Here is a 23,235-nt window from a genome sequence, read left to right on the forward strand (position 1 = left end):
GCAGCCGGCGAACAGTCGAGGTCGGGCCGTCGCTGCAGCCGTCGACCCCGTTGAGGTCGGGCCGTCCCGGTAGCCGTCGACCCGTTGAGGTCGGGTCGTCCCTGCAGCCGTCGACCAGTTGAGGTCGGGCCGTCCCGGTAGCGGAGACGGGGTCAGGTCACGGGGCTGACGCCCTCGACCGTCAGGCGGAGCATGCGGTCGGCCTCGGCGGCGGCGTCCGGGTGGTGCTCGGTGGCCAGGGCTATGCCGGTGACCAGGTTGAGCAGGTCGGTAATCGTCACGCCGGGGGTCAGCACCGGAGCCGCCCGGTCGACCAAGGGGGCACCGGCCTCGGTCAGCCGAGCCGTGGCGCAATGCTCGTGCGGTTCACCCGGAGCGGCGGTGCGGTCGCGGTTGAGGGCCTCGGCGAGGCCGCGCGTCGTGGCGGCGAACCTCAGGATGGCGGTCAGCCACTCCAGCAGCGCGGCGCGGGCGTCGGGGCGGGCGGACAGCTCGCGCGCCTGGTCGGTCAGCATGTCGATCTGCTTGCGGAACACCGCTTCGAGCAGGGCGTGGCGCGTCGGGAAGTGCCGGCGTACGGTGCCCGACCCCACGCCCGCCGTGCGCGCGATCTGCTCCAGGGAGGCGTCAGCGCCCTGAGTGGCGATCGCTTCCTCGGCCACGGCCAGCAGCAGCGCGTAATTGCGGCGGGCGTCGGCGCGCTGTCCAGCCATGGGGTCTCCTCACATCGCGGTTGCTAATCGGCGGGGTCCGCCGTATCTTAACGGCATGGAAACGGCGGGGGTCGCCGCTTCCGCTCCGGGAGGAAATCATGCCTGCGCCCGTTCTCGTCGTCGGGTCCACCGGTCAGCAGGGCGGGGCCACCGCGCGCACGTTGCTGGAGGCGGGCATTCCCGTACGGGCCCTGGTCCGCGACCGGAAATCAGCGCGAGCCCGGGCCGTCGCCGCCCTCGGAGCCGAGCTTGTCACCGGTGACCTCAAGGTCAAGCAGTCGTTGATCGAGGCCGCGCAGGGCGCCCGAGCCGTGTTCTCGGTGCAGATGGCCGAGGTGGTCGACGGCGCGTACGACTTCGAAGGCGAACTGCGCCAAGCCGAGAACCTGATCGAGGCCGCCCGCACCGCCGGCGTCCCGCAGTTCGTGCACACCTCGGTGTCCGGATCAGGACGGCTGGCCACCGCGCCGGGCCACGAGACGGGTCGATGGAAGCCCCTCGAACCGTATTACTCCACCAAGGCGGGCATCGAGAAGCGCGTACGGCAAGCCGGTTTTCCACTCTGGACCGTGATCAAGCCCGGCTTCTTCATGGAGAACTTCCTCCTCTCCGCGGCTTACCTGCTGCCGCGCGGAGTCGAGGGCGGCATCGTGACCGTTCTCAAGCCGTCGACGAAGCTCTCGCTGGTGGCGGTGCACGACATCGGTGTCACGGCCGCCGCGGCGTTCGCGCAGCCGGAACAGTTCCATGAGGTCGAGCTCGAGCTGGCCGGCGACTACCAGCCGATGACGGCAATCGCCGAGACGCTGGCCCGCACCTTGAACGCCCCGCTCACTGCCCCCGACATGACCGAGGCCGAGGCGCTGGAGGCCGGCATGCCGCCGTACGCGGGCCTTCCCATGGAGTTGATGAACTTGACGGGCCAGCCGGCCCGGCCCGAGTTCGCGCGGGCGCTCGGCATTCCACTCACGTCGTTCGAGGAGTGGGCACGAAAGCACCTGAGCGGGAGCTGACGGTGTACGGAAGCTTTGCTGGTCGGGGCCCGGTTAGGAAGGTGGCCGGTCCGCGGCGGTTGCGGCGCCGTAGGCGTCGGCCACGGGCGTCAAGGCATCGCGCCGGGTGGCCACGCGGTCAGCAAGGCCGGGCGGTCAACCGCGGCCGCCGATCCGCCCTGCATTGTCGTGCCGATCACAGCCGGCTGAGAGACCCAGCTCGGGCCGGCCAGAACTCGTGCCGGCCGGCGACGGGCAGGTCCGACCGTTACGGACGCGCACGGGCAATCGACCTGCCGTGCCGACGAACCGGACGCCTTGCCTCGGGTCGACCCAGTGCCTCGGCGAGCCCGGGCCGCACTTTCGACAGCCTCGGCAGCACGAAGGTGCTTCGCGTGAACGCACGGCCGCCGTCTCGGGTTGCGGCGGATCGCCATCGTTGAAAAGCCGCGATCCGGGGCCGGCTCGGCAGAACCGGCCCCGGGTGTCGGCTAGTACTGCTACGGCGAGTCGCCACTTTGTGTGGTTCTGGGTCGTTTGCTGGGTGTGGTGACGGCTGAACAGGTACAGGGCTGGGACGATGATTTTCGGGAGTTCTTCCTGGGGGTCTCGCATCGGTTCAGCAGGGCGGATGTCCGATGGCAGGCGTGGAAGTATTTGCGGGGGTTGCTGGCACCGATCGAGCGTCGCAGTGGCTGGAGTCTGGCCGAGCATGCCGGTGATGGAACTCCGGACGCGATGCAGGGTTTGCTGGTCAGCCGGTGTTTCGACCGCAACGCGGTCCGCGACGAGTTACGCGCGGCGGTGGTGGCGGCGATTGGGGATGCGGCCGGGGTGCTGATCGCCGACGAGACCGGATTCGTCAAGAAGGGCACAGCCTCCGCCGGGGTCCAACGGCAGTACACCGGCACCACCGGGAAGATCGACAACTGTCAGATCGGGGTGTTTCTGGCCTACCACACCCGGTGCGGGCGGGCGTTGATCGACCGGGAGTTGTACATGCCGAAGTCGTGGCTCGACGATCCCGGCCGCTGCGCCAAGGCGCATGTGCCCGGCGAGGTGGAGTTCGCCACCAAACCGGAGCAAGCCAGGTCCATGCTGGAACGCGCGGTCGAGGCCGGAGTGCCGTTCGCGTGGTTCACCGGCGACGAGGCCTACGGCCAGCACCGGGAACTACGCGAGTGGTGCGAGCAGCGCGACATCCACTACGTGCTGGCCACCCGCAAGGACCACGAGGTGCCCTCCGGGCTGCATACCACCACCCGCGTCGAAACGCTGATCGGCAAGGTCCGGGCCGGGGCGTGGCGGCGGATGTCGTGCGGCGACGGCGCCCACGGTCCCCGCGTCTACGACTGGGTCAGCGTCCCGATCCGCGCCGAGTTCCCGCACGCGCGGCGCGGCTGGGTGCTGGCCCGCCGCAACATCACCACCGGTGAACTGGCCTACTACGTGTGTTTCGGGCCGCGCGGCACCCGGCTACGCACTCTCGTCGCCACGGCCGGCGCGAGGTGGGCGGTCGAGGAGTCCTTCCAGATCGCGAAGAATGAGGCCGGCCTGGACCAGTACCAGGTCCGCCGCTACGACGCCTGGTACGCCCACATCACCCTGTCTATGGCCGCCGCGGCCTTCCTGACCATCATCCGCGCCGCCGAGAACGCAAAAGGGGCACCACCGGCGGCGAACAGCCGGGCAGCCTGATCCGGCTGACCGTCAACGAGATCAGGCGCCTGTTCGCAACCCTGATCCTGGCCACACAGCACTGCGTCACGCACGTCCTGGCCTGGTCCGCCTTCAGGGAACTCAGCCGCGAACGCGCCCGAGCCGCCCACTACCGCAAACGACTCGAACGCCTCGGAAGCTACGACCCGCCGTAGCAGTACTAGCTCGGCAGAGGTACCTGCACGGGCGCGCGCCGCTGGGTCGTGGTGCCGTCGCCCAGCTGCGCGTTGTCGTTGTTGCCCCAGCACCACAGGCTCGCGTTCGTCTGCAGGGCACAGTTGTGGTAACCGGCCGAGGCGTTGGCCGTCCACGTCGTCGCCGTGCCGATGCGGGTCGGAGCGTAACGGTGGGTGTTGCTGCCGTCGGCCAGCTGCCCGGACCCGTTGTTACCCCAGCACCACAGGCTGCCATCGGCGCGAGTCGCACAGGCCGTGTCGAAGCTCGCGGCGACGCTCGTCCATGTGCTGTCAGTGCCGACTCGCACCGGCGCGGCCTGATAGATGCCGCTGACGCCCAGCTGCCCGTAGCCGTTCTCGCCCCAGCACCACAGCGAGCCATCCGTACGAACCCCGCAGGTGAACAGGTATCCGGCCGTCACGCCGGCCCAGTTCGTCGCGGTGCCGACCTGCGCCGGGGTCGTGCGATAGCCCAGCACGCCAACGCCGAGTTGCCCGGTCGAGCTGTCGCCCCAGCACCACAGCGTGCCGTCGGTACGTGAGGCACAAGTGTGGGCGTAACCCGCCGTGACGCTCGCCCAGTTACTGACGGTGCCGACCTGCAGCGGCGAGTTCGCGGTGTAAACGGCCGCGCCGTCACCCAACTGCCCGAAGCGGTTGAAGCCCCAGCACCAGAGCGTTCCCTCCGTACGAACCGCACACGTGTGACTGTCGCCCGCGCTCACACTGGCCCAGCCGGCTGACGTGCCGACCTGCACCGGCGAAGTCTGCCTCGTGGTCGTTCCGTTGCCGAGCTGCCCTCGCGTGTTGCTGCCCCAGCACCAGAGCGTTCCCCCCGTACGGATTCCGCAGTTGAAGCTCGTCCCCCCGTCGACGCTGGTCCAGGTTTCGGTGCCGACGCGCGCGGGCGCGGGCCGGCTGGTGATGGTGCCGTCGCCGAGCTGGCCACTGTAGTTACCGCCCCAGCAGAGCAGGCTGCCCTTGTCGATGACGCAGCTGTGCGCGTATCCGGTGGCCACGGTCGTAGCCGCCGGCGGCGCCGCGTTGGCCGCCGAGGGCGCAGCCATCAGCATGCCGATCAGGGTCGCCACAACGGCGACGATCGTCCTTCTTGTCACGTACCGACTCCTCAATCACTCGGTGGCACTGGACACGGTCAAATGCGGTGCCGTTAGTTGTTACGCAGAACTCCCGACGAGTGGTCGCTGCACAAGGCCCTGGCGACGTCGGCCGTCGTCCATGACCCCGGTGGCACCTGCCTGCGAGGCTGGAGCAGGACGAGCGCTCTGCACGACACCGGTGACACCCACCCGCAAAATTCGAGCAGCACTTCGCGTGATCTCATCAGCGGGAGCGCCACCGGTGACATGGACGCTGTGCCTGCTCCGGGTGACATGAGCGCCCCGGATGACATCGGTGACACGAACGGCACAGATGACACCGGTGGCACGAGTGCCGTTCGCGGCTCGGCGGTGGGTGGGCGGGGTCAGGATTCGGTGCTGCATGTCGCGCCGTTCAGAGCGAAGGCCGGCGGCCTTGGGTTGGTGCCTGGGTGTGAACCGTTGAAGCCGAAGCTGACGGTCGCGCCCGGAGCGAGCGTGGGGCTCCACGACTCCCCCGCCGCGGTGACGGCCGAGCCGCTCTGCGTGACCCGCGCCGACCAGGCCTGGGTGATGGTCTGGCCGCCGGTGAACGTCCAGGTCAACGACCACGGTGTCACCGGTGTCGGGCCGGTGTTGGTCAACGCGACCGTGCCGGTGAAACCCGAGTTCCAGTCGTTGGTCGTGTACTTCACCCGGCACGAGGAGGTCGGTTCGGGCTCGGGGTCGGGATCCGGGTCCGGCTGGCTGCTGTAGGTCAGGCCGAAGCCGTACGGGAAAAGGGGTGTCTTGCCGTCGCCGTCGTTGATCGGCTGTTGGGAGACCGATTGCATCCATGTCACCGGTAACTTGCCGGTGGGCGCGTAGTCGCCGAAGAGCACGTCGGCTACGCCCGCGCCCTCGCTGCCGGGGAGCCAGGCGGCGAGCAGCGCGTTCCAGTTGCCGATCTCGGAGGCGATGTCGAGCGGGCGGCCCGAGACGAGCACGACGATGACGGGCACCCCGGCCGCGCGCAGCCGGGACAAAGTGGCCAGGTCGGTCGAGTCGAGGCTCATCGAACCGGTGCGGTCGCCCTCCCCCTCGGCGTACGGGGTCTCGCCGACCACCGCGATGGCCGCGCGGTAGCTGCTGTCGATGCCGGTGCCGTCGCGGTTGTATGTCACCGATGTCGCGCTGCCGACCGCGGCGCGGATGCCGGACAGAATCGACGTGCCCGGGATCGTGTTGCCGCTCGCGCCCTGCCAGCTGACGGTCCAGCCGCCGCTCTGATTGCCCAGGTCGTCCGCGCTCTTGCCGGCCACGAAGATCTTGCCACCGGTCTTGGCCAGCGGCAGGATCCCCCGCTTGAGCAGAACCTGCGATTCCCGTACGGCCTGCCGCGCCAGCGCCCGATGTTCGGCGCTGCCGATCGTCGAGGCCAGGCTGCGGTCCGCGTACGGCTTCTCGAAGAGTCCGAGCTCGAACTTCTTGGTCAGGATGCGCCGGTTGGCATCGTCGACGCGTGACATCGGGATCTGCCCGGCCTGAACCGCGGCGCGCAGGTAGCCGACGAACGTCTTCCAGTCGGTCGGCACCATCGCCATGTCGAGCCCGGCGTTGAACGCGGTGACGATCTCGGCCTGCGTGAATCCGCGCTGCCCGTCGAGCTGGTCGATGCCGGCCCAGTCCGAGACGACGAACCCGGTGAAGCCCAGTTCGCCCTTGAGTACATCCGTCACCAGATACTTGTGCCCGTGCAGCTTGGACCCGTTGAAGCTGCTGAACGAGATCATGACCGAGCCGACGCCGCGCTCGATCGCGGCCTTGAAGGGCGGCAGGTGTACGGCCCGGAGCTCGGCCTCGCTGATCTGCGTGTTGCCCTGGTCGACGCCGCCGGTGGTGCCGCCGTCGCCGATGTAGTGCTTGGCCGTCGCGAGCACGTTCGCGCCTTGCAGCCCGTCCACGATGGTGGTCATGGCCGTCGCCAGCTCGGGCTTCTCGCCGAACGACTCGTACGTGCGCCCCCACCGGTCGTTGCGGGCAACACAGAGGCAGGGCGCGAACGTCCAGTCCTGCCCCGCGCCGGCGACCTCCTCCGCTGTGGCGCGCCCGATCCTCTCGACCAGCGCGGGATTGCGGGTCGCCCCGAGTCCGATGTTGTGCGGGAAGATCGTCGAGCCCGGCACGTTGTTGTTCCCGTGCACGGCGTCGATCCCGTACAGCATCGGAATCTTCAACGGCGTGGCCAGCGCCGCCCGCTGATACTCGTCGTACATGTCGGCCCAGCCCGCCGCCGTGTTGTTGGCCGGCGCCGAGCCACCCCCCGACAGAATCGAGCCGACCCGGTACGCGGTGACGTCCGCAGCGCTGGTCGTGCCGCGCTCGGACTGCGTCATCTGGCCAACTTTGTCGTCCACACTCATGCGGCTGAGCAGGTCATCCACGCGGGTGGCAACGGGCAGGGACGGATCTTGGTAAGGCAGCACGGCAGCAGCCGCTTCCGCCGCTTGGCCAGGCACCGCCACCGACACAAGAGCAGCGACGAGCAACGTCATTCCAGATAAGCGCACAGGCATTGGGGAGTCCTCACGCGGTCCACATATTGATGTGCATCGTGACATGGGAGCGCTCCCATTACAACGTTGCGTCCAGCGTGTGAACACCGCCGGTGGCCTTGGAAGGTTTCAGAAGGTCGGTGTCCGACCGCCCCCACCAGCAGAGTAAGGGCTTACCGAGATTTTCGAGAGATCCGCGCCCGCCGGGCCGAGCGCGCACTCACCGAGCAAACAGGTGCGCACCGGCAGCGTGCTGACCGACCGAACAGGTACGTACTGGCCCAGCGCACTCACCTATCAGACAGGCACGTACCGGCCGAGCACACTCACCGACCAAACACGCACCTACCGGCCGAGCACACCCAACGAGCAAACACGCACCCACCGGCCGAACGCACTCACCGATCAAACACGCACCTACCGGCCGAGCGCTCACCGAGCAAACAGGCACGTACCGGCCGAGCGAACCGCAATTGAGCGGGCCAAGCACGCCCGGTCGAACGGCAGCCCAGCGGCCGAACACATGGCTATGAAAACCGTGCTGACCGATTCCGAGCGTCGGTGTGCAGGAATTCGACGGCTTTACTCGTCGCCCCTATGGGGTTGGTGCAGCCACATCTCGCGGGTCATCTCGTATTCGACCTCGCCCAGTTCCGTACCGGGTAAAGGGTCGTCCCAGGTTGTGTGGAAGGTTCGCACGTACCGCATGCCGATGGCCTCCATGACGCCCCTCGATCCGGCATTCACGGCCATTGTCTGCGCGATCACACGACTCTGCCCGACGGTTTCGAAGGCGTGGCGTAGGAGAGCGCGGGACGCCTCGCTGGCCAGGCCCTGGCGCCAGAAACTTTGGACAAGGCGGTAGCCGAGCTCGGCCTGGGACGGGTCGTCCGGCTGGTCGGGGCCGTTGGCCGGCGGAAGCATCATGAGTCCGACGAAGGTCTCCTCGGACTCGGGTGTTGTGGAGCCAGGTTCGCCGCGACCGTTAGCGAAGGCCATCCAATAGCCGAGGCCGTCGACTCCTCCCGCTAGGGCCATCCTCTCCGCATGGGTCGCAATGACCTCCTGGCGGGTCCGGGCTCGCCCGTAGAGGTATCGCAGCACCTCAGGATCGGAGTCGAGTTGGACCTCGAGTTCGAGATGCCGGTCGGCCAGCGGAATCAAGACGAGACGATCAGTACGCAAAATGGGCTGTGGCACTCAACGACGATCACACGACAACGGCTGCCGCGCGACGGGATTTGCATCGAGTCTCGCCGCCGAGTGCGCCAACTCGATGAGGGGCAGCGCCCGGTCAGAGGAGGTCGGGAATCTCGGAGTTGTCGGTCAAGCCGGTGAAGCGAAGTCGGTAGATCGCCGGCATCGACATGCGGTGGGCGCCGCTTCGGTCAATGGGCCGGCCGAATCCGATCAGAGCTTGGGCGATGAAGGTGCCGTGACCGGCGACAAGAACCACCCGGCCGTGGTGCTGGTGAGCGAGTGTCCGCAGAGTGCCGACCGCGCGTGTGCGGAGCTGCTCGAGGCTTTCGCCACCCGGCAGTGCGTAGGACGGGATCGCCCAGCTGCGGGCTTCGTGGGGTTCCCAGTCGTCGGTGTAGGCAAGGCCGTCGTTCCATTCACGCAGGTCCGCATGGATGCGCACGGGCAGGTCAAGTGCCGCGGCGGTGGGCTGGACTGTTTGGATCGCGCGCCGGTACGGACTGGACCACACGACCGTTGGACGCAGTTCGGTCAGAGCGGCCACGAGCTCGTCCGCTTGCCGTAGTCCGTCCGGTGTCAGCGGGCGAGTGAACTCGTCCGGACCGTCGGCGGCCGGCGGCACGGACCTGGCGTGGCGGACCAGCACAATCTCGGTGAATGGAGAATGGTCGCTCAACCGACGCGCCCCCGAAGGTTCAGGTTGCTCGCCGAGGCTTCAACGCACGATTGTTCGCTGTCGCCTGTCGGCGAATTCCATAACCACTGGCTGTGCACGCGTCTGTCAGCTGGAAAGGGCACGAAACGACCTCCGCTGCACCGTCAAAGGCGGCCGCCGGGCCACGACGACCCGGCACTTCACGCTACCGCCCGTTGGCGACAGTCGACGTCCCGATCCGTGCGACGCGATCACGACTGTGTCGTCGCCCGGGCAACTGGAGTCCTGCGTGTCTGACAACATCGATCAATGGACAACGAGACTGAGCTCCGGGCCTGTTGCGGCGTGGTAGTCATCGACGATCGCGACCGTGTCCTGCTCATGCGTCGCAGCGGGGAGGGCACCTGGGGAGTACCAGGCGGCGGCATCGAGGTCGGAGAGACGTGGCAGCAGGCCGCTCAGCGGGAATGCCTGGAAGAGACCGGCTGGGACATCAATCTGCACGGACTGCTGGGCCTGTACAGCGATCCTGCCACCCAGACTCACCGCTACCCGAGCGGGCGAGTCGTGCACTGCGTCGGCGCAGTCTTTCTCGCTTCACCAAGCGCCCAGACCGGCGCACCGGACGGCGAGGCCACCGAGCTCGGCTGGTTCGCACTCGACCAGCTCCCCGCGCCCCTTTTCGGACCAGACCTACCTGTCCTGAGCGACGCAGCACGGCGGCAGAACGGTCCCTTTATCGACTAGTTCTAATGTATTGAACGCATATAGATCGTACGCACCGATCTGTGGCCGACTACGCGCGACCGTTTTGCCATCGTGTTGAGCGAACGCGCCACTGCTCAGCGAACGCGCATCTGCTGAACGACCGCGCAACCAATGAGCGAACGCGCACTCTCCAGACGAACGCGCAACCGATGAGCGAACGCGCAAACGTTCAGCGCACAGGCAAAGCTGCACAGGAACATGGCGACTCAGCGACGGGCGACCGGGATGGAAGCGGTTCCGGAGGAACCGGCCGTGCCTCGCCCGACCACGCCTGGCGCCTCGGAGTAGCCAATTCAGGCGGCTACGGGTGCTTCGAGGCTCACGCTGCGAGCGAGTCGAAGAAGGTCGACTTCTGGTGCTCGTAGTCGGCCGGGTTGTCACGGTGCTGGCGCTTGAGGCTGTTGTAGACGGTGACCAGCGCCGGGTCCGCCGCCAGGCGCTGCCAAGTGCGGGTGAAGCGCTGGTCGTGCGGGGAATCTGCCGGCGTCACGGCGATGCCTGTGGGCAGAGGGACCGCGAGGGTAGGGACGCCTGGCAGGGTGGGCGCCCGGAGGCAGGCAGTTGGCCGAGGGAGATCGGGAAGGGCGAACGTCGCCAAGGTCGGCTGCCAGATTTCGGGGTGAACCTGAATGTAGACGTCGCTCAATCTGATCACTGCCAGCGCAAATGAGCGTTCGGGCACGCGCAAGTGCAGGTCGACATCGCCCTTGGTCAGGGTGGTCGGCAAGGAGCTACCGCCGACCAACATCAGGTCGTGGGGGCATGGAAGCAGGGCGTTCAGGCGGCGACGTTCCCGGTAGAAGATCTCCAGCGCCGGTCTGAGGAAATGGGCACCCGGGTGCAGGGCGTTCACGCTGCGCTCCCGGTGGAGGATCTCCAGCGCCGGCTGAGGAAATGAGCACCGGGGAGCAGGGGACGTTCCGGGCGGGAGACCGTCAGCGCCGACCTGAGGAAGTGGGCGCCGGGTGCAGGTGGGACACCAGCGGAGCTTGGCAGGAAACCTGGTTGTTACACCATTGAATTGGGAGCGCTCCCATGTAACGATGACGGTCAATCCCCGAGGAGATGCTTATGAAAGCCCGCGCCCTCTTGGCCAGCCTTGTCCTGGGTCTCGTGTCGTTTGCCGTGCCGAACGGGGCGGCGGCCGCCAGCGAATCGGCCACGGCGGGGGTGAACGTGGCGGCTGCGGCGCCGGCGTACAGCTATGGGGAGGCTCTGCAGAAGTCGCTCTTCTTCTACGAGGCTCAAGTTTCGGGGAAGAAGCCGAGCTGGAACCGGGTGTCGTGGCGTGGCGACTCGGCCATGCGGGACGGGTCCGATGTGGGGCTCGACCTGACCGGTGGGTGGTTCGATGCGGGTGATCACGTCAAGTTCGGGCTTCCGATGGCGTTCACGACGACGATGCTGGCGTGGGGTGCGATCGAGAACCGGACGGCGTACGCGAACTCGGGGCAGCTGACGACTCTGCTCAACAACCTGCGCGTGCCCAATGACTACTTCATCAAGGCGCACCCGTCGGCCAATGTGCTCTACGGGCAAGTGGGCAAGGGCGACGACGACCACAAGTGGTGGGGGCCGGCCGAGGTCATGCCGATGGCGCGGCCCGCGTACAAGATTGATGCGAGTTGTGGCGGCACGGAGCTGGCGGCGGAGACGGCGGCGGCCATGGCGGCCAGCTCGATGGTGTTCAAGGCGACCGATCCCTCGTACGCGCAAACGCTTCTGACTCATGCCAAGCAGCTCTATACGTTTGCCGACACGGTGCGGAAGAGCTATCACGAGTGCATTACCGATGCGACGTCGTTCTACCGGTCGTGGAGCGGTTACTCCGACGAGCTGGTGTGGGGCGCCATCTGGCTGCATCGTGCCACCGGTGACACGGCTTATCTGGCCAAGGCCGAGGCCGGCTACGACGCGCAGGGCAATGAGAACCAGACCAGCACCAAGATGTACAAGTGGACGATCTCGTGGGACAACAAGCAGTACGGCAACTACGTGCTGCTCGCCGGGCTGACCGGCAAGCAGAAGTACATCGATGACGCGAACCGCTGGCTCGACTGGTTCACGGTCGGTGTCAACGGTGACAAGGTGCGCACCTCCCCGGGCGGCATGGTCGTCGTCGACACGTGGGGCGCCTTGCGGTATGCGGCGAATACCGCGTTCGTCGCGCTCATCTACAGCGATTCGACAACCGATGCGGCGCGCAAACAGCGGTACCACGACTTCGCCGTACGCCAGATCGACTATGCGCTGGGCTCCAACCCGCGCAACTCGAGCTACGTGATCGGGTTCGGAGCCAACGCGCCCAAGAACCCCCACCACCGTACGGCTCATGGATCTTGGTGGGACAGCCAGCAGGTGCCTGAGCAGACCCGCCACGTCCTGTACGGCGCCCTGGTCGGCGGTCCGTCGGCGCCGGACGACAAATACACCGACAGCCGCGGCGACTACGTGATGAACGAGGTCGCCACCGACTACAACGCCGGGTTCACGTCCGCGCTGGCCCGGCTGTACGGGGAGTACGGCGGGGCGCCGGCGGCCGGGTTCCCGCAGGCCGAGAAGCCGGACATGCCCGAGCTGTCGGTCGAGACCACGATCACGCAGAACGAGACCCGGTCGACCGGCGTCAAGGTCGTGGTCTACAACAAGTCGGCCTTCCCGGCCCGCGCGCTGACGGCGGGTAAGTTCCGCTACTACTTCACCCGCGACAGCGACGCCGCGCTCAGCGTCAGCTCGCCGTACACGCAGGGCTGCCCGGGCCCGACGAGCGCGAAGCAGTTCTCGGGCAACGTCTGGTACGTCGAGGTCGACTGCACCGGCTACACGATCGCGCCGGCCGGCCAGTCCGCGCACCGCATGGAGGTTCAGCTCAAGATCGGCGTCGTCGAGGGCGGCACGTGGGACCCGACCAACGACCCCTCCTACCAGGCCGCGGCCGGCCCCAACCCCGGAGTTCCCCTGTACGACGGCAGCACGCTGGTGTGGGGCTCCGAGCCGGACGGAACAACGACCCCCACGACGCCGACCCCCACCCCGACGCAGCCGACACCCACGCCCACGCCCACCGAGCCGACACCGACACCGACACCGACACCGACACCGACACCGACACCGACACAGCCTGCCGGTTGCCGGGTCGCCTACTCCACGAACGACTGGGGCAGCGGTTTCAGCGGATCGGTCACGATCACCAACGGCCCCACGGCGATCACCGCATGGAGCCTCGTCTTCCCGTACGCCAATGGCCAGCGAATCACGCAGGCGTGGTCGGCGACGGTGACCCAGTCCGGCACTCAGGTCACCGCCACCAACACGTCCTGGAACGGCAGCCTGGCCCCGGGCGCGACGGTCACGTTCGGCTTCAACGCCACCCACACCGGCAGCAACCCCCGGCCGTCCTCGTTCACCCTGAACGGCACCGCCTGCACCGCGTCCTAGAGGACCCGTCATGGCCCTCTTCCCGCGCTGTCGTCTTCGCGGGGAGAGGGCCATGACAGACCGATGAGTGTGCGGGGAGGACTTGGACGCGCCCGAGGACCGCGCTCCCGGGTCCAGACGCTCCAAGGCCCGAACGCTGCAAGGCCCGCACTGCAGGACCGAACCGCAAGACCAGGCCCACAACGCTGGGAAGGCTCGGCCGGAAGAGGAACCGGCGAAGCAAGGCCCCGCTCGGCAGCCGACGGTGGCCGCCCAGGTCGATCTGCGGCATAAGCCAGCTGGCGGGCCCACGGAATCGCGGCCACACCGTCCCGCGCCCGGACGGCCTCCGCATCGGGGATCAAGCGACAGCCTCGTACTCCCGGCGTGGACGGGCGAGCACCCCGGCCACGGCGATCAGCGCGAAACCGAACAACGGCAACTGCTGGAAGTCGCCCGGCGTGAGATACCAGCCCTCCCCCAGCCCGTACTCACGCATGAAGTCGAGCGTGGGACCGAAGGAGAACCCGTACACGTGGACCATCCCGCCCATGCCGAGCAGATCGGTCACGGTCAGATAGCTCCACAGCGAGGCGACGAAGCCGGCGGCCGACGGAAGGATCAGCGCCAGGCCGATGCCGGCCAGGATCGCGCTCCGGAGGGGACGGCGGGCGTCCTGGATCCGGTGGGCCAGCGCCACCGCCGCCAGCCAGCCGAGCAGCAGCCCGAGCAGCGTGCCGGCGATGGTCAGGGGCACGTACGACGCGGAGCGGGTGGGCCAGCCGGTGATGCTGAGAGAGCCGAGGCTGGGGTACGCGTAGACGTCGAGCCGCACTCCGTCCTTCTCGGCAACGAAGTAGACGATGGTCAGCGGTTTTTCGCGGGAGGCGATCGGGCTCGGCTGCCAGCCCTCGGCCGCCATCGCCCGATGTGCCTGCTCCGTGGCCGTCAAGGCGTTCGTCCCGGGTGGGAAGCGGCCCTCGGACCACAGGTAATGGTCCTCGGCGTTGACGTGCTCCATCCGGTCGCCGAAGGGCACAGTGGCGGGCAGGGCGGCATAGCCGAGCGTGCCGGCCCAGGAACCCACGGCGGCGCCGAGAGCCCCGCCGACGAGCAGAGCCAGCACGGCGGCGGCCAGGGCGAACGGCCGGCGGCGGACCGGCGGGCGGAACCGCTCGCGCAGGCCGTCGAGGACCAGACGAGCCTTCTCCGCGCGGGTCGGACCGCCACCGGGGCCGGCCATCTCGACCAGCGTCGCGATCAGTTCGTCGCCGTGTTTGCGGCGGAGCCGGGCCGGATAGGCGGCCAGCAGGGAGACGTACGGGTTCACGCGGCACCTCCGGCGTGACCGGGCCGCAGCCCGAGCTGGCGTTCGGCCAGGGCGGCCCGGCTGCGCAGCCGCTCGGCCTGCCCGGCCAGGACGGCGGCGCCGTGGTCGCTGAGCCGGTAGTAGCGGCGCAGCCGGCCGTCGACCTGTTCCTCGCGGTCGACGGCGATCAGGCCCTGCTGGTCGAGCCGGTCGAGCGCCCCGTAGAGCGTGCCGGGACGCAGTTTCACCTCCCCGGCGGACAACTCGGTGACGGACTGGACGATCCCGTAACCGTGCAACGGCTGTGCCGCCAGCGCGGTCAGGATGAGAAAAGTTGGTTCCTGCACGGCCGGAATAGTATGGCCGCGAAGATATATCGTCAACCAAGCTATAGCGGCGGCAGCACCAGACGGAAGCAGGCGCCCGCCCCGGCCGATGTCGACAGTTCGACGTCGCCGCCGTGCGCCCGGGCCAGAGATCGGGCGATGGCCAGTCCGAGCCCCGCGCTGGCCCCGCCCGTACGGCTCCGCGACCGGTCGGTGCGATAGAACCGGTCGAACACCCGCCCGGCCTGCTCGGCCGTCATGCCCGGCCCGTTGTCGGCGATCTCCAGCACGGCCCGCCCGCCGACTGTGCCGACGCCGATGCGCACCGCCGTGCCCGGTGGGGTGTGCGCAACCGCGTTGCCGACGAGGTTGGCCACCACTTGCCGGAGCCGGGCCTCGTCGGCGTCGACCGCCGCCGGTCCGGGCGGGCCGTCTCCACCGGGGCCGGTCAGCGAGACGGGTCGCGCCGGGTCGAGCGCGCGCAGGTCGTGCCGGGCGTCGGTGGCCAGGGTGCGCAGGTCCATCGGGGCCCGCTCGAGCTGGCCCTCGGGCGCGTCGTCGAGCTGGGCCAGCAGCAGCAGGTCCTCGGTGAGCGCGGTCAGCCGGGTCGCCTCGAGCCCGATCCGGCGCATCGCCTCGTCCACGTCGGACGGTCCGGCCAGCGCGCCCATCCGGTGCAGGTCGGTCGAGCCCTTGATGACGAACAACGGCGTACGCAGTTCGTGGCTGACGTCCGAGACGAACGCCCGCATCCGCGCCTCCGAGGCGGCCCGGTCGGCGAAGGCCCGTTCGAGCTGGCCCAGCATGGTGTTGAGCGAACCGGCCAGGTGCCCGATCTCGGTGCCCGGCGGCGCAAGGTCGGGCACGCGCCGGGTCAGGTCGCCACCGGCGATCGCCGCCGCCGTGTGCTCGATCCGGCGCAGCGGCCGCAGCCCCCGGCCCAGGGCGAACCAGCCCAGCGCGGTCAGCAGGACCAGCAGCACGGCCCCGCTGACCAGGCTGATCGTGCGGAGCCGGGCGACGGTGGCGTCGGCCTCGGTCATCGGCGCCGCCGCGACGACCGTGCCGTTCCAGCCGGCGATGCGGGCGGCGACCGCCCGCCAGCGTTCCGAGTCGTCGGCCGCGTCGAGGAACCGGCCCGTTCCGTCGGTCGGCAACGTGCGCAACTGGTCGCCCGGCGGCAGGCTGGCCCGATCCAGCCGCGACGACAGCGCCCCTTGGGTCACTGTGCCGTCGTCGCCCACATAGACCAGGTACGGGGCGCCGATCAGGTCGAGCGCGGGATCGAGAACGCCGGGGTCGGGGGTGGGACGCGGGCCGCTGGCCGGCAGGTGCGAGAGCAGCCCGGTGAGCGAGGACAACTGGGTGTCGATCCGGCCGACCTGGTAGTGCTGCAGGCGATCGGAGACGACCGTGCCGACCAGCCCCAGACCGGCCAGCAGCAGGGCGGTCGTGATCAGCAGGAGGCGTACGCGCAAGCTCATGGTCGTGGCTCCCGCATCACGTAGCCCACGCCGTGCACGGTCTGGATCAACCGCGGTTCGGCGGCGTCGACCTTGCGTCGCAGGTAGGAGATGTACGTGTCGACGATGCTGGCGTCGCCGCCGAAGTCGTAGTGCCAGACCCGTTCCAGGATCTGCGCCTTGGTCACCACCCGGCCCGCGTTCTCCATCAGATAGCGCAGCAGCCGGAACTCGGTCGGCGAGACCCGTACGGGCCGGCCGTGCCGCGTCACCTGGTGGCCCTCGGTGTCCATGGCCAGCGCCCCCACGGTCAGCACGGCGGAATGCGGGCCGCTCGTCCGCCGCAGGATCGCGCGGATCCGGGCGATCAGCTCCTCCAGGTCAAACGGCTTGGTCACGTAGTCGTCGGCGCCCAGCGACAACCCGGTCACCTTGTCGGCCTGCCGGTCGCGGGCGGTCAGGAACAGCACCGGCACCGGTCCGCCGCGGCCGCCCGTACGCTGTTCGCGCAGTCGCCGCACCACCTCGAAGCCGTCCATGTCGGGCAGCATCACGTCGAGCAGCACCAGGTCGGGCGGCTCCTCGGTGGCCGCGGTGATCGCCTCGGCCGCGGTGCCCGCCGACGTCACCCGGAAACCGGCGAACCGCAAAGTCGCCGACAGCAGTTCCCGTACGGTGGCCTCGTCGTCCACGACGAGCAGGCGCTCGGCGTCATCGCGCGGCGTCATGACGTCTCCATGGCCGCCAGCCTACGAAAGCGTCGACGAGCAGACTGCCCACCGCACCCACGACCACCCCCACCGGCAGCGCGGTCCACGGATTCGGCACCAGACGCACGTCGAGCAGGGGCAACGAGAAGATCAGCGCCCGTACGCCGATGAAGGCCGATCCCCGCGACACGACGGCGAGCGCGAGCAGGGCCAGCCCGACCGCGAGCGCCACGCCGAGGGCTCGCTTGAGGGGTCCGCCGGGCTGAATCCGGCGGGCAGCCGCGGCAACGATGACGCAGCACGCCAGCAGCACCGCGATCGACAGCGTGGTCAGCCAGCCGCCGGTGGCCAGGGTTCGGCCGCCCTCCAGCGCCGTGTTCGAGCCGCCATTGAATCCGCTGAGCGGGCCGCCATTGAATCCGCTCAGCGGGCCGCCGTCCAGCCCACTGATCGGGCCGCCGTCCGGCGTCCGGGTCGGGCCGCCGTTCAGCGCGCACGCGAGCACGCCGCCGGTGTGAAGGGTGGCCGGCAGGGCCAGCCCGAGCGGCACCGCCAGTAGAAGACCGCCGGCGGCCGCGGGGCCGCCCAGCACCGTGGCGGCGCTCAGACCCAGGACCATGAGACCCAGGGCCGGCCACCGCAGGGCCCGCAGCCCGCCCGCCACCGCGGGGAACCGGAACGCGAGCCAGCACAGCGCGACGACCGTGAGCACCAGCGCCCCCGCGCCGGCCACCGCCGGGCCGATCGCCACCGCAAATCCGCCGTCGAACTGGCCGCCTCCGCCCGGCAGGCCCGCCGCCCCGCGCAGGCCCGCCCGATCAAGCAGGCCGGTCCCGCCCGGCAAACTCGCGCCGCCCCACAGACCCGCCCCACCGGGGAGGCCGGATAAGGCGGCGCCACCGGGGAGGCCCGGAAGGCCGGCGCCCCGAGGCAGGCCCGGTAATCCCGACCCGTCCGGCAGGCAGCCCGCCAGCCCCGCGTCCGTCCGTCCGCCGATGGCCGGCCACGTCAGGGCCCCGCGCCCAGCCCACGCCACCAGCCCGGCCCCGGCGGTGAAGACGACTGCCGCCGACACGCCTCGCACGAGCAGACCGCCGCGGCCGCCGCGCATCAGGAGCAGGCCCAGCACGAGCGTCCCCGCCAAGGTCACCCCCAGCGGCATCAGGTCGATGCGGCCGTGCGCGGCCACCGGCAGCCCGCCCGCCGACGCCGCCCCGACCTGGACCGGGGCACCCACGGCCATGGCCATCACAGCCGCCGTGAGCCGCTCCGGACGGCCCACCTGCCCGGCGTCCAGGAGCAGGAGACCGGCCGCCGCGGTGCCGCCCATGGCGAGCAGCCCCGCGGCGGCCGCGCCCGCACCCACGGACGCGTCTCGAAAGGCTCGGCGTCGCAGGCTCATCAGACGACGTCGCGCCGGCGGAACACGACGAAGGCGGCGGCCAGCACCCCGGCCACGGCCAGCGCCATGCCGCCCAGGTTGAGCCACGGGTGCGGGTAGTCCGGGTTGGCCACCGTGCCGAGGGCGGCCGACCCGCCGATCGTGGGCCAGTAGTCGAACACGGCCTGCATCCACGACGGGAACAGCCCGGCCACGGCGGGCACCAGGAAGACGATGCCGACCAGGGTGGCCAGCGCGCCCGCGGTGGCCCGCACGATCGCGCCGAGACCGACGGCGAGCAGCCCGATCACCGCGAGATAGAGCCCGCCCGCGAACACGGCCGGCAGCACCCCGGGATCGCCCAGCTTGGCACTCGGCACGTCCTGCCGGGCCATCAGCGGCTGCCCGACGAGGAAGGCGGCGAACATCAGCACCTCGCCCGCGACCACGGCCACCGCCGCCGTCAGCGCCACCTTGGCCGCCAGCACCCGCGCCCGCCGAGGGGTCGCGCTCAGGGTCGTGCTCATCAGGCCGGTCCCGAACTCGGACGTGACCACGAGGATGCCGAGCACCCCGATCACGAGTTGGGCGACGATGTACGAGGCCAGGCTGCGCCCGGTCGGGTCCCAGGCCAGCCGGTCGGCCGGGGTCGCCTCGTCCCAGATGGCGCCGGCCGCGTTGGCGGCCAGGGCGGTGATGCCCAGCCCGACGACGAACAGGCAGGCCAGCGTGAGCCAGGTCGAGCGCAGGCTGCGCAGCTTGATCCACTCCGAGGCGAGGGTTCTCATGCCGCCACCGCCTGGAACTGGACGCTGTCGCGGGTGAGCTCCATGAAGGCGTCCTCGAGCGAGGCCCGCTGCGGCGCCAGCTCGCTGAGCACGATCCCGTGATAGGCGGCCAGTTTGCCGATGTCGCGGGCGCTCATCTCCGACACGACCAGCGACGACTCGAGTCCCTCGTGGACGGTGGCGCCGGCCGCGGTCAGTTTGAGGCTCAGCGCGCCCGGGTCGTCCGCCCGGACCAGCACCGTGCCGGACCCGCTCGTACGGGTCAGTTCGCTCATGGTGGTGTCTGCGATGAGGCGGCCCCGGCCGATGACGATCAGGTGGTCGGCGGTCTGCGCCATCTCGCTCATCAGGTGGCTGGAGACCAGCACCGCGCGGCCCTCGGCGGCGAGCGAGCGCATCAGGTCGCGCACCCAGCGGATGCCCTCGGGGTCGAGCCCGTTCACCGGCTCGTCGAAGATCAGCACCCGCGGGTCGCCGAGCAGGGCGGCGGCGATGCCGAGCCGCTGCCGCATGCCGAGGGAGAAGCTGCCGGCCCGTTTGGCGGCGACACTCTCCAGACCCGTACGGGCCAGAACCTCCCCCACCCTCGTGCGGGGCAGGCCGTTGCTGACCGCCAGGGCCAGCAGATGGTTCGCGGCCGTGCGCCCGCCGTGCACCGCGCCCGCGTCGAGCAGCGCGCCCACCTCGACCAGCGGCGTCGGCAGATCCTGATAGCGGCGCCCGCCGACCGTGACCGAGCCCCGATCGGGTGCGACCAGCCCGATGATCATGCGCATGGTGGTGGATTTGCCGGCGCCGTTGGGCCCCAGGAATCCGGTCACCTGCCCGGCCTCGACGGTGAACGACAGGTCGTCGACCACCGTCTCGGATCCGTAGCGTTTGGTCAGTCCCCGTACGTCGATCATGCTCATGGGCACGATGCTGGCGGTCGCGGCTGGCCGGTTCCGCAGAGCCTCTGGGAGAACTCTGTGAGTTCCCGTGGCCGCGACGGCCGTTGTCCCCGGATTACACAGAAAGCTTTACGCGTACGCCCTCGGCGTCGGGGTGGTCGAGGTCCTCCAGGATGGCCAGGGCCTGCCGCCAGGAGTCGCGGGCCTCATCCGCGCAACCGGCCGCGAGGTGGACGTCGCCCAGGCTGACCAGCACCGACGCCTCGAAGTAGCGGTCGCCGAGGTCGCGGAACAGCGCGCCGGCCTGCTCGTAGCACTGCTGGGCGGCCGCGTGATCGCCCAGCTGGTGGTGGGCGTAGCCGAGGCTGTCCCAGGTGTGGGCCTGCCCGTAGCGGTTGCCGAGCTGCTGCAGCAGCTCCAGGGCTTCCCGGCAGGACTCGAGGGCCTGCTCGGGCCGGCCGAGCATCGCCTGGGCCCAGCCGATGCCGTTGAGCGCGTCGGCCTGGCCGACACGGTGGCCCGCGGTCACCGACAGCTCCAGCGATCGCCGGTCGTGGTGCAGCGCCTGGTCGTAGCGGCCCTGACGCTCCCACACGTGGGCCAGGTTGTGGTGCGTGTGGGCCTGCCCGATGTGGTCGCCGATCTCGTCGTACAGCCGCAGGGCCTCTTCCAGGTCGGCGTGGGACGCGGTGAAGTCGCCCAGCCGGCCCAGCGCGAGCGCGGCCAGGCGGTGCGCGCGGGCCTGCGCCGCCCGGTCGCCGGACCGCCGGGCCTCGGTCACGGCCGCGTGCTGGGTGGCGGCCCAGTGCCGCCAGTGCCCCTGCCGGTCCAGATACGTCGTGAGGGCCCAGGCCAGCTGCCAGGCCCGCTCGGAACCGGCGGCCAGGTCGGCCGTGGCCAGCAGCGACTGGTGTTCGGCGGTGAACCAGGCCAGGGCGCCGGCGTGGCCGGCGTGCGGTTCGGGGACGACCCCGGGGGCCGGCGGGGCCAGGGTGATCGGGTCGCGGACCGGGTTGAGCAGGCGGTCGGCGGCGTACGCGGTATGCAGGTGGTGGTCGACCAGCCGGAGCGTCGCCGCGTGCCGGTCGGCGGCGCCGTCGTGGGTGCGGGCCAGCTCGCCGGCGTACGCGCGGAGCAGGTCGTGCAGCGCGTACCGGCCGGGGGTCCACTGCTCGAGGAGGTGCGCGCCGGCCAGTTCGTCCAGCAGCGCCTGCACATGCGCGGCGGGCCGGGCGGCCAGACTGACCACGGCGGCCGGGGCGACGTCGGGGCCCGGGTGCAGGCCGAGCAGGCGGAACAGCTGCGCCGCGCCCGGTTCGAGGGCCTGATAGGACCAGGAGAACACCGCCCGTACGTCGGTCACGCCGTCGCCGCTGGCCAGCGCGTCCAGCCGGGCGCGGGCCTCGTGCAGCTCCCCGGCCAGCTCGGCCAGGCGGGAGCCGGGGCGGACGGCGGCCCGGGCGGCCACGATGGCCAGCGCCAGGGGCAGGCCGGCGCAGGCCGCCAGGATCGCCTCGGTGGCGCCGGGCTCGTCGTCGAGCCGCTGGGCTCCGAGCCGCAGGCGCAGCATCCCGGCCGCCTCGGCCCGGGGCAGCCGGCCCAGGATCAGCGGCCGGGCGGCTTCGGCGGCGACCAACCCGGTCAGCTCGTGCCGGCTGGTCACCAGCACCAGGCAGCCGGTGCCGCCCGGCAGCAGCGGGCGGATCTGCGCGGCGTCGCGGGCGTTGTCCAGCAAGATCAGCATCTGCTTGCGGGCCAGCAGGCTGCGGTACAGCGCGATCTGGGCGGCGGCGTCGGCCGGGATGCGCTGCACCGGCACGTCGAGCGCGTCGAGGAAGCCGCGGACCGCCTCGGCCGGGTCCATCGCCGCCCCGGCCGGGTCGAAGCCGCGCAGGTTGACGAAGAGCTGGCCGTGCGGGAACCGGCGCACGACCCGCTGGGCCCAGTGCACCGCCAGCGCGGTCTTGCCGACGCCGGGCGAGCCGGTGACGACCACGAGGCCGGCGTCGCGGGCGGCGTCGAGCTGGGCGATCTCGTCGTCGCGGCCGGTGAAGCCGCGCAGGTGCAGCGGCAGCTGGGCCGGGATGCGCCAGGTGGGCCGGTCCGCGCCGCGCTGCGCCCAGTAGTCCTCGCGAGCGAACGCCACGAAGCCGTCGAGTTCGTCGCCGGTCAGGCCGAGGGCCGTCCCCAGCAGGGCCACCGTCTCGGGCCGCGGGTTGCGGACCGAGCGGCGTTCGAGGTTGCGCACCGAGCGCTCGGTGATGCCGGCCCGTTCGGCCAGCGCCTCCTGCGACAGCCCGGCGACGATCCGGTGGTTCCTCAGCGCCGCCGCGAAGTCCTCAGGCTCCTGCATGCGGCCCATTGTCGCAGCGCTATTTCCGGTTCAGTTTCCTGGTTCGGCCGGGCCGCCGCCCAAATACTCGGGAGCAGTCCATTGAAGACGCACACGGGGGTGGCGCGATGAGATCACGGAGCGACGACAGATCCAACCAGCAGCCCGGACGCGGTCGCTGACCTGGCAGTTCGCCGCCGGGCCGCGATTGGCCTCGACCACATGGTCAAGCGCGTGCCCGGCTGCCGCCGGTGACCAGCACCCGGTAATAGATCGGCCCGACCGCCTGCTCGACCAGCGCGTCGATGTCCGCGCCGGCCGGCAGCTCGCCGCGGGCCACCGCCCGCTCGAACGGCACCCGGTCGCGGGCGCGGAGCCGGGGCAGGATCTCCGCGCGCAGCCGGTCGGCCACGGCCGCGTCGTGCTGCGCCTCGCCGATGAGCGCCCGCAGGACGGCCCCCGCGTCGGACTCGCCGAGGAAACGGGCCAGCTCGGCCAGGTGCGCCTCCAGGTCGGTGGCGAGCGCGCCGGTGTCGCGCAGGGTCAGCTCCTCGCCGGCGTCGGCGACCAGCGCGTCGACCAGGATGTCGGTCTTGGAGCGCCACCACCGATAGATCGTCTGCTTGGCGACGCCGGCCCGCGCGGCGATCCCCTCGATGGTGACCCGCGCGAACCCGACCTCGGCCACCAGGTCGTCGGCCGCCTCAAGAACCGCCTCCCGCGCCGCCTCGCTGCGCCCGTGCCGGTTTCCGCGATGCATCA

Annotated in this window: 19 protein-coding genes; 4 read left to right on the forward strand and 15 right to left on the reverse strand. The window is 70.3% G+C overall.

Translation table 11 applies throughout. From position 1 onward, the window contains the following. Window positions 1-152: 152 nt before the first annotated feature. Window positions 153-713 carry a TetR/AcrR family transcriptional regulator gene (locus tag ACZ3I4_RS23935; protein ID WP_465384224.1) on the reverse strand — a complete coding sequence of 187 codons (561 nt, stop codon included), beginning with the start codon at window positions 711-713 and terminating at the stop codon, window positions 153-155. 98 nt (window positions 714-811) lie between these two features. On the opposite strand from ACZ3I4_RS23935, the gene ACZ3I4_RS23940 reads away from it, so the two are divergent. After that, the gene (locus ACZ3I4_RS23940) at window positions 812-1,726 is read left to right on the forward strand and encodes an NmrA family NAD(P)-binding protein (RefSeq protein WP_465384225.1); all 915 of its coding nucleotides are present in this window, start codon (window positions 812-814) and stop codon (window positions 1,724-1,726) included. A 528-nt stretch (window positions 1,727-2,254) separates the two neighbouring features. After that, on the forward strand, window positions 2,255-3,403 hold the full coding sequence (locus tag ACZ3I4_RS23945) for an IS701 family transposase (RefSeq protein ID WP_465384226.1): 1,149 nt from the start codon (window positions 2,255-2,257) through the stop codon (window positions 3,401-3,403). A 181-nt stretch (window positions 3,404-3,584) separates the two neighbouring features. Here ACZ3I4_RS23945 and ACZ3I4_RS23950 read toward each other — a convergent pair whose 3' ends face one another. The 4 genes from ACZ3I4_RS23950 to ACZ3I4_RS23965 all read right to left on the reverse strand — a co-directional run bounded on the left by ACZ3I4_RS23950 (window position 3,585) and on the right by ACZ3I4_RS23965 (window position 9,110). Beyond that, window positions 3,585-4,718 carry an RCC1 domain-containing protein gene (locus tag ACZ3I4_RS23950; RefSeq protein ID WP_465384227.1) on the reverse strand — a complete coding sequence of 378 codons (1,134 nt, stop codon included), beginning with the start codon at window positions 4,716-4,718 and terminating at the stop codon, window positions 3,585-3,587. Window positions 4,719-5,086: 368 nt separating this feature from the next. Next, a complete protein-coding gene (locus tag ACZ3I4_RS23955; RefSeq protein WP_465384228.1) occupies window positions 5,087-7,075 on the reverse strand; it encodes a glycoside hydrolase family 3 N-terminal domain-containing protein in 1,989 nt (662 codons plus the stop codon). A gap of 741 nt (window positions 7,076-7,816) precedes the next feature. Then, the gene (locus ACZ3I4_RS23960) at window positions 7,817-8,434 is read right to left on the reverse strand and encodes a GNAT family N-acetyltransferase (RefSeq protein ID WP_465384229.1); all 618 of its coding nucleotides are present in this window, start codon (window positions 8,432-8,434) and stop codon (window positions 7,817-7,819) included. Between the two features lie 94 nt (window positions 8,435-8,528). Beyond that, window positions 8,529-9,110 carry a histidine phosphatase family protein gene (locus ACZ3I4_RS23965; RefSeq protein WP_465384230.1) on the reverse strand — a complete coding sequence of 194 codons (582 nt, stop codon included), beginning with the start codon at window positions 9,108-9,110 and terminating at the stop codon, window positions 8,529-8,531. A 288-nt stretch (window positions 9,111-9,398) separates the two neighbouring features. On the opposite strand from ACZ3I4_RS23965, the gene ACZ3I4_RS23970 reads away from it, so the two are divergent. Then, a complete protein-coding gene (locus ACZ3I4_RS23970; protein WP_465384231.1) occupies window positions 9,399-9,836 on the forward strand; it encodes an NUDIX domain-containing protein in 438 nt (145 codons plus the stop codon). Window positions 9,837-10,176: 340 nt separating this feature from the next. Here ACZ3I4_RS23970 and ACZ3I4_RS23975 read toward each other — a convergent pair whose 3' ends face one another. Continuing rightward, window positions 10,177-10,710, reverse strand: coding sequence for a GrpB family protein (locus ACZ3I4_RS23975; protein ID WP_465384232.1), 534 nt, complete (start codon window positions 10,708-10,710; stop codon window positions 10,177-10,179). A gap of 218 nt (window positions 10,711-10,928) precedes the next feature. Here ACZ3I4_RS23975 and ACZ3I4_RS23980 point away from each other — a divergent pair, with 218 nt between their 5' ends. After that, window positions 10,929-13,295 (forward strand): glycoside hydrolase family 9 protein, encoded by a 2,367-nt coding sequence (locus ACZ3I4_RS23980; RefSeq protein WP_465384233.1) that lies wholly within the window; start codon window positions 10,929-10,931, stop codon window positions 13,293-13,295. Between the two features lie 340 nt (window positions 13,296-13,635). Here ACZ3I4_RS23980 and ACZ3I4_RS23985 read toward each other — a convergent pair whose 3' ends face one another. From ACZ3I4_RS23985 to ACZ3I4_RS24025, 9 genes are all read right to left on the reverse strand, one after another. Next, the gene (locus ACZ3I4_RS23985) at window positions 13,636-14,604 is read right to left on the reverse strand and encodes a hypothetical protein (protein WP_465384234.1); all 969 of its coding nucleotides are present in this window, start codon (window positions 14,602-14,604) and stop codon (window positions 13,636-13,638) included. Beyond that, entirely contained in the window at window positions 14,601-14,930 is a 330-nt protein-coding gene (locus ACZ3I4_RS23990; protein ID WP_465384235.1) for a PadR family transcriptional regulator, read from the reverse strand. The genes ACZ3I4_RS23985 and ACZ3I4_RS23990 overlap by 4 nt, the downstream gene beginning before the upstream one ends. A gap of 41 nt (window positions 14,931-14,971) precedes the next feature. Next, window positions 14,972-16,393 (reverse strand): sensor histidine kinase, encoded by a 1,422-nt coding sequence (locus ACZ3I4_RS23995; RefSeq protein WP_465384236.1) that lies wholly within the window; start codon window positions 16,391-16,393, stop codon window positions 14,972-14,974. Then, window positions 16,390-17,100 carry a response regulator transcription factor gene (locus tag ACZ3I4_RS24000; RefSeq protein WP_465384237.1) on the reverse strand — a complete coding sequence of 237 codons (711 nt, stop codon included), beginning with the start codon at window positions 17,098-17,100 and terminating at the stop codon, window positions 16,390-16,392. The genes ACZ3I4_RS23995 and ACZ3I4_RS24000 overlap by 4 nt, the downstream gene beginning before the upstream one ends. Beyond that, window positions 17,084-18,484, reverse strand: a complete 1,401-nt coding sequence (locus ACZ3I4_RS24005; RefSeq protein WP_465384238.1) for a hypothetical protein — start codon at window positions 18,482-18,484, stop codon at window positions 17,084-17,086. The genes ACZ3I4_RS24000 and ACZ3I4_RS24005 overlap by 17 nt, the downstream gene beginning before the upstream one ends. Then, window positions 18,484-19,251: a hypothetical protein gene (locus ACZ3I4_RS24010; protein ID WP_465384239.1), complete on the reverse strand. Its 768-nt coding sequence runs from the start codon at window positions 19,249-19,251 to the stop codon at window positions 18,484-18,486. Before ACZ3I4_RS24010 ends, ACZ3I4_RS24005 begins: the two co-directional genes overlap by 1 nt. Continuing rightward, window positions 19,248-20,156, reverse strand: coding sequence for an ABC transporter ATP-binding protein (locus ACZ3I4_RS24015; RefSeq protein WP_465384421.1), 909 nt, complete (start codon window positions 20,154-20,156; stop codon window positions 19,248-19,250). Before ACZ3I4_RS24015 ends, ACZ3I4_RS24010 begins: the two co-directional genes overlap by 4 nt. A 100-nt stretch (window positions 20,157-20,256) precedes the next feature. Next, complete coding sequence (locus ACZ3I4_RS24020; RefSeq protein WP_465384240.1) at window positions 20,257-22,494, reverse strand: ATP-binding protein; 2,238 nt, start codon at window positions 22,492-22,494, stop codon at window positions 20,257-20,259. Window positions 22,495-22,699: 205 nt separating this feature from the next. Then, complete coding sequence (locus ACZ3I4_RS24025) at window positions 22,700-23,233, reverse strand: TetR/AcrR family transcriptional regulator (protein ID WP_465384241.1); 534 nt, start codon at window positions 23,231-23,233, stop codon at window positions 22,700-22,702. Window positions 23,234-23,235: the final 2 nt, after the last annotated feature.

This window comes from Actinoplanes sp. NPDC021490, from assembly GCF_055562135.1.

Coding starts and splice junctions, on each gene's coding strand:
- ACZ3I4_RS23935 (WP_465384224.1), bottom strand. CDS start 713: ATGGCTGGACAGCGCGCCGACGCCCGCCGCAATTACGCGCTGCTGCTG.
- ACZ3I4_RS23940 (WP_465384225.1), top strand. CDS start 812: ATGCCTGCGCCCGTTCTCGTCGTCGGGTCCACCGGTCAGCAGGGCGGG.
- ACZ3I4_RS23955 (WP_465384228.1), bottom strand. CDS start 7,075: ATGACGCAGTCCGAGCGCGGCACGACCAGCGCTGCGGACGTCACCGCG.
- ACZ3I4_RS23970 (WP_465384231.1), top strand. CDS start 9,399: ATGGACAACGAGACTGAGCTCCGGGCCTGTTGCGGCGTGGTAGTCATC.
- ACZ3I4_RS23980 (WP_465384233.1), top strand. CDS start 10,929: ATGAAAGCCCGCGCCCTCTTGGCCAGCCTTGTCCTGGGTCTCGTGTCG.
- ACZ3I4_RS23995 (WP_465384236.1), bottom strand. CDS start 16,393: ATGAGCTTGCGCGTACGCCTCCTGCTGATCACGACCGCCCTGCTGCTG.
- ACZ3I4_RS24000 (WP_465384237.1), bottom strand. CDS start 17,100: ATGACGCCGCGCGATGACGCCGAGCGCCTGCTCGTCGTGGACGACGAG.
- ACZ3I4_RS24005 (WP_465384238.1), bottom strand. CDS start 18,484: ATGAGCCTGCGACGCCGAGCCTTTCGAGACGCGTCCGTGGGTGCGGGC.
- ACZ3I4_RS24010 (WP_465384239.1), bottom strand. CDS start 19,251: ATGAGAACCCTCGCCTCGGAGTGGATCAAGCTGCGCAGCCTGCGCTCG.
- ACZ3I4_RS24015 (WP_465384421.1), bottom strand. CDS start 20,156: ATGATCGACGTACGGGGACTGACCAAACGCTACGGATCCGAGACGGTG.
- ACZ3I4_RS24020 (WP_465384240.1), bottom strand. CDS start 22,494: ATGCAGGAGCCTGAGGACTTCGCGGCGGCGCTGAGGAACCACCGGATC.
- ACZ3I4_RS24025 (WP_465384241.1), bottom strand. CDS start 23,233: ATGCATCGCGGAAACCGGCACGGGCGCAGCGAGGCGGCGCGGGAGGCG.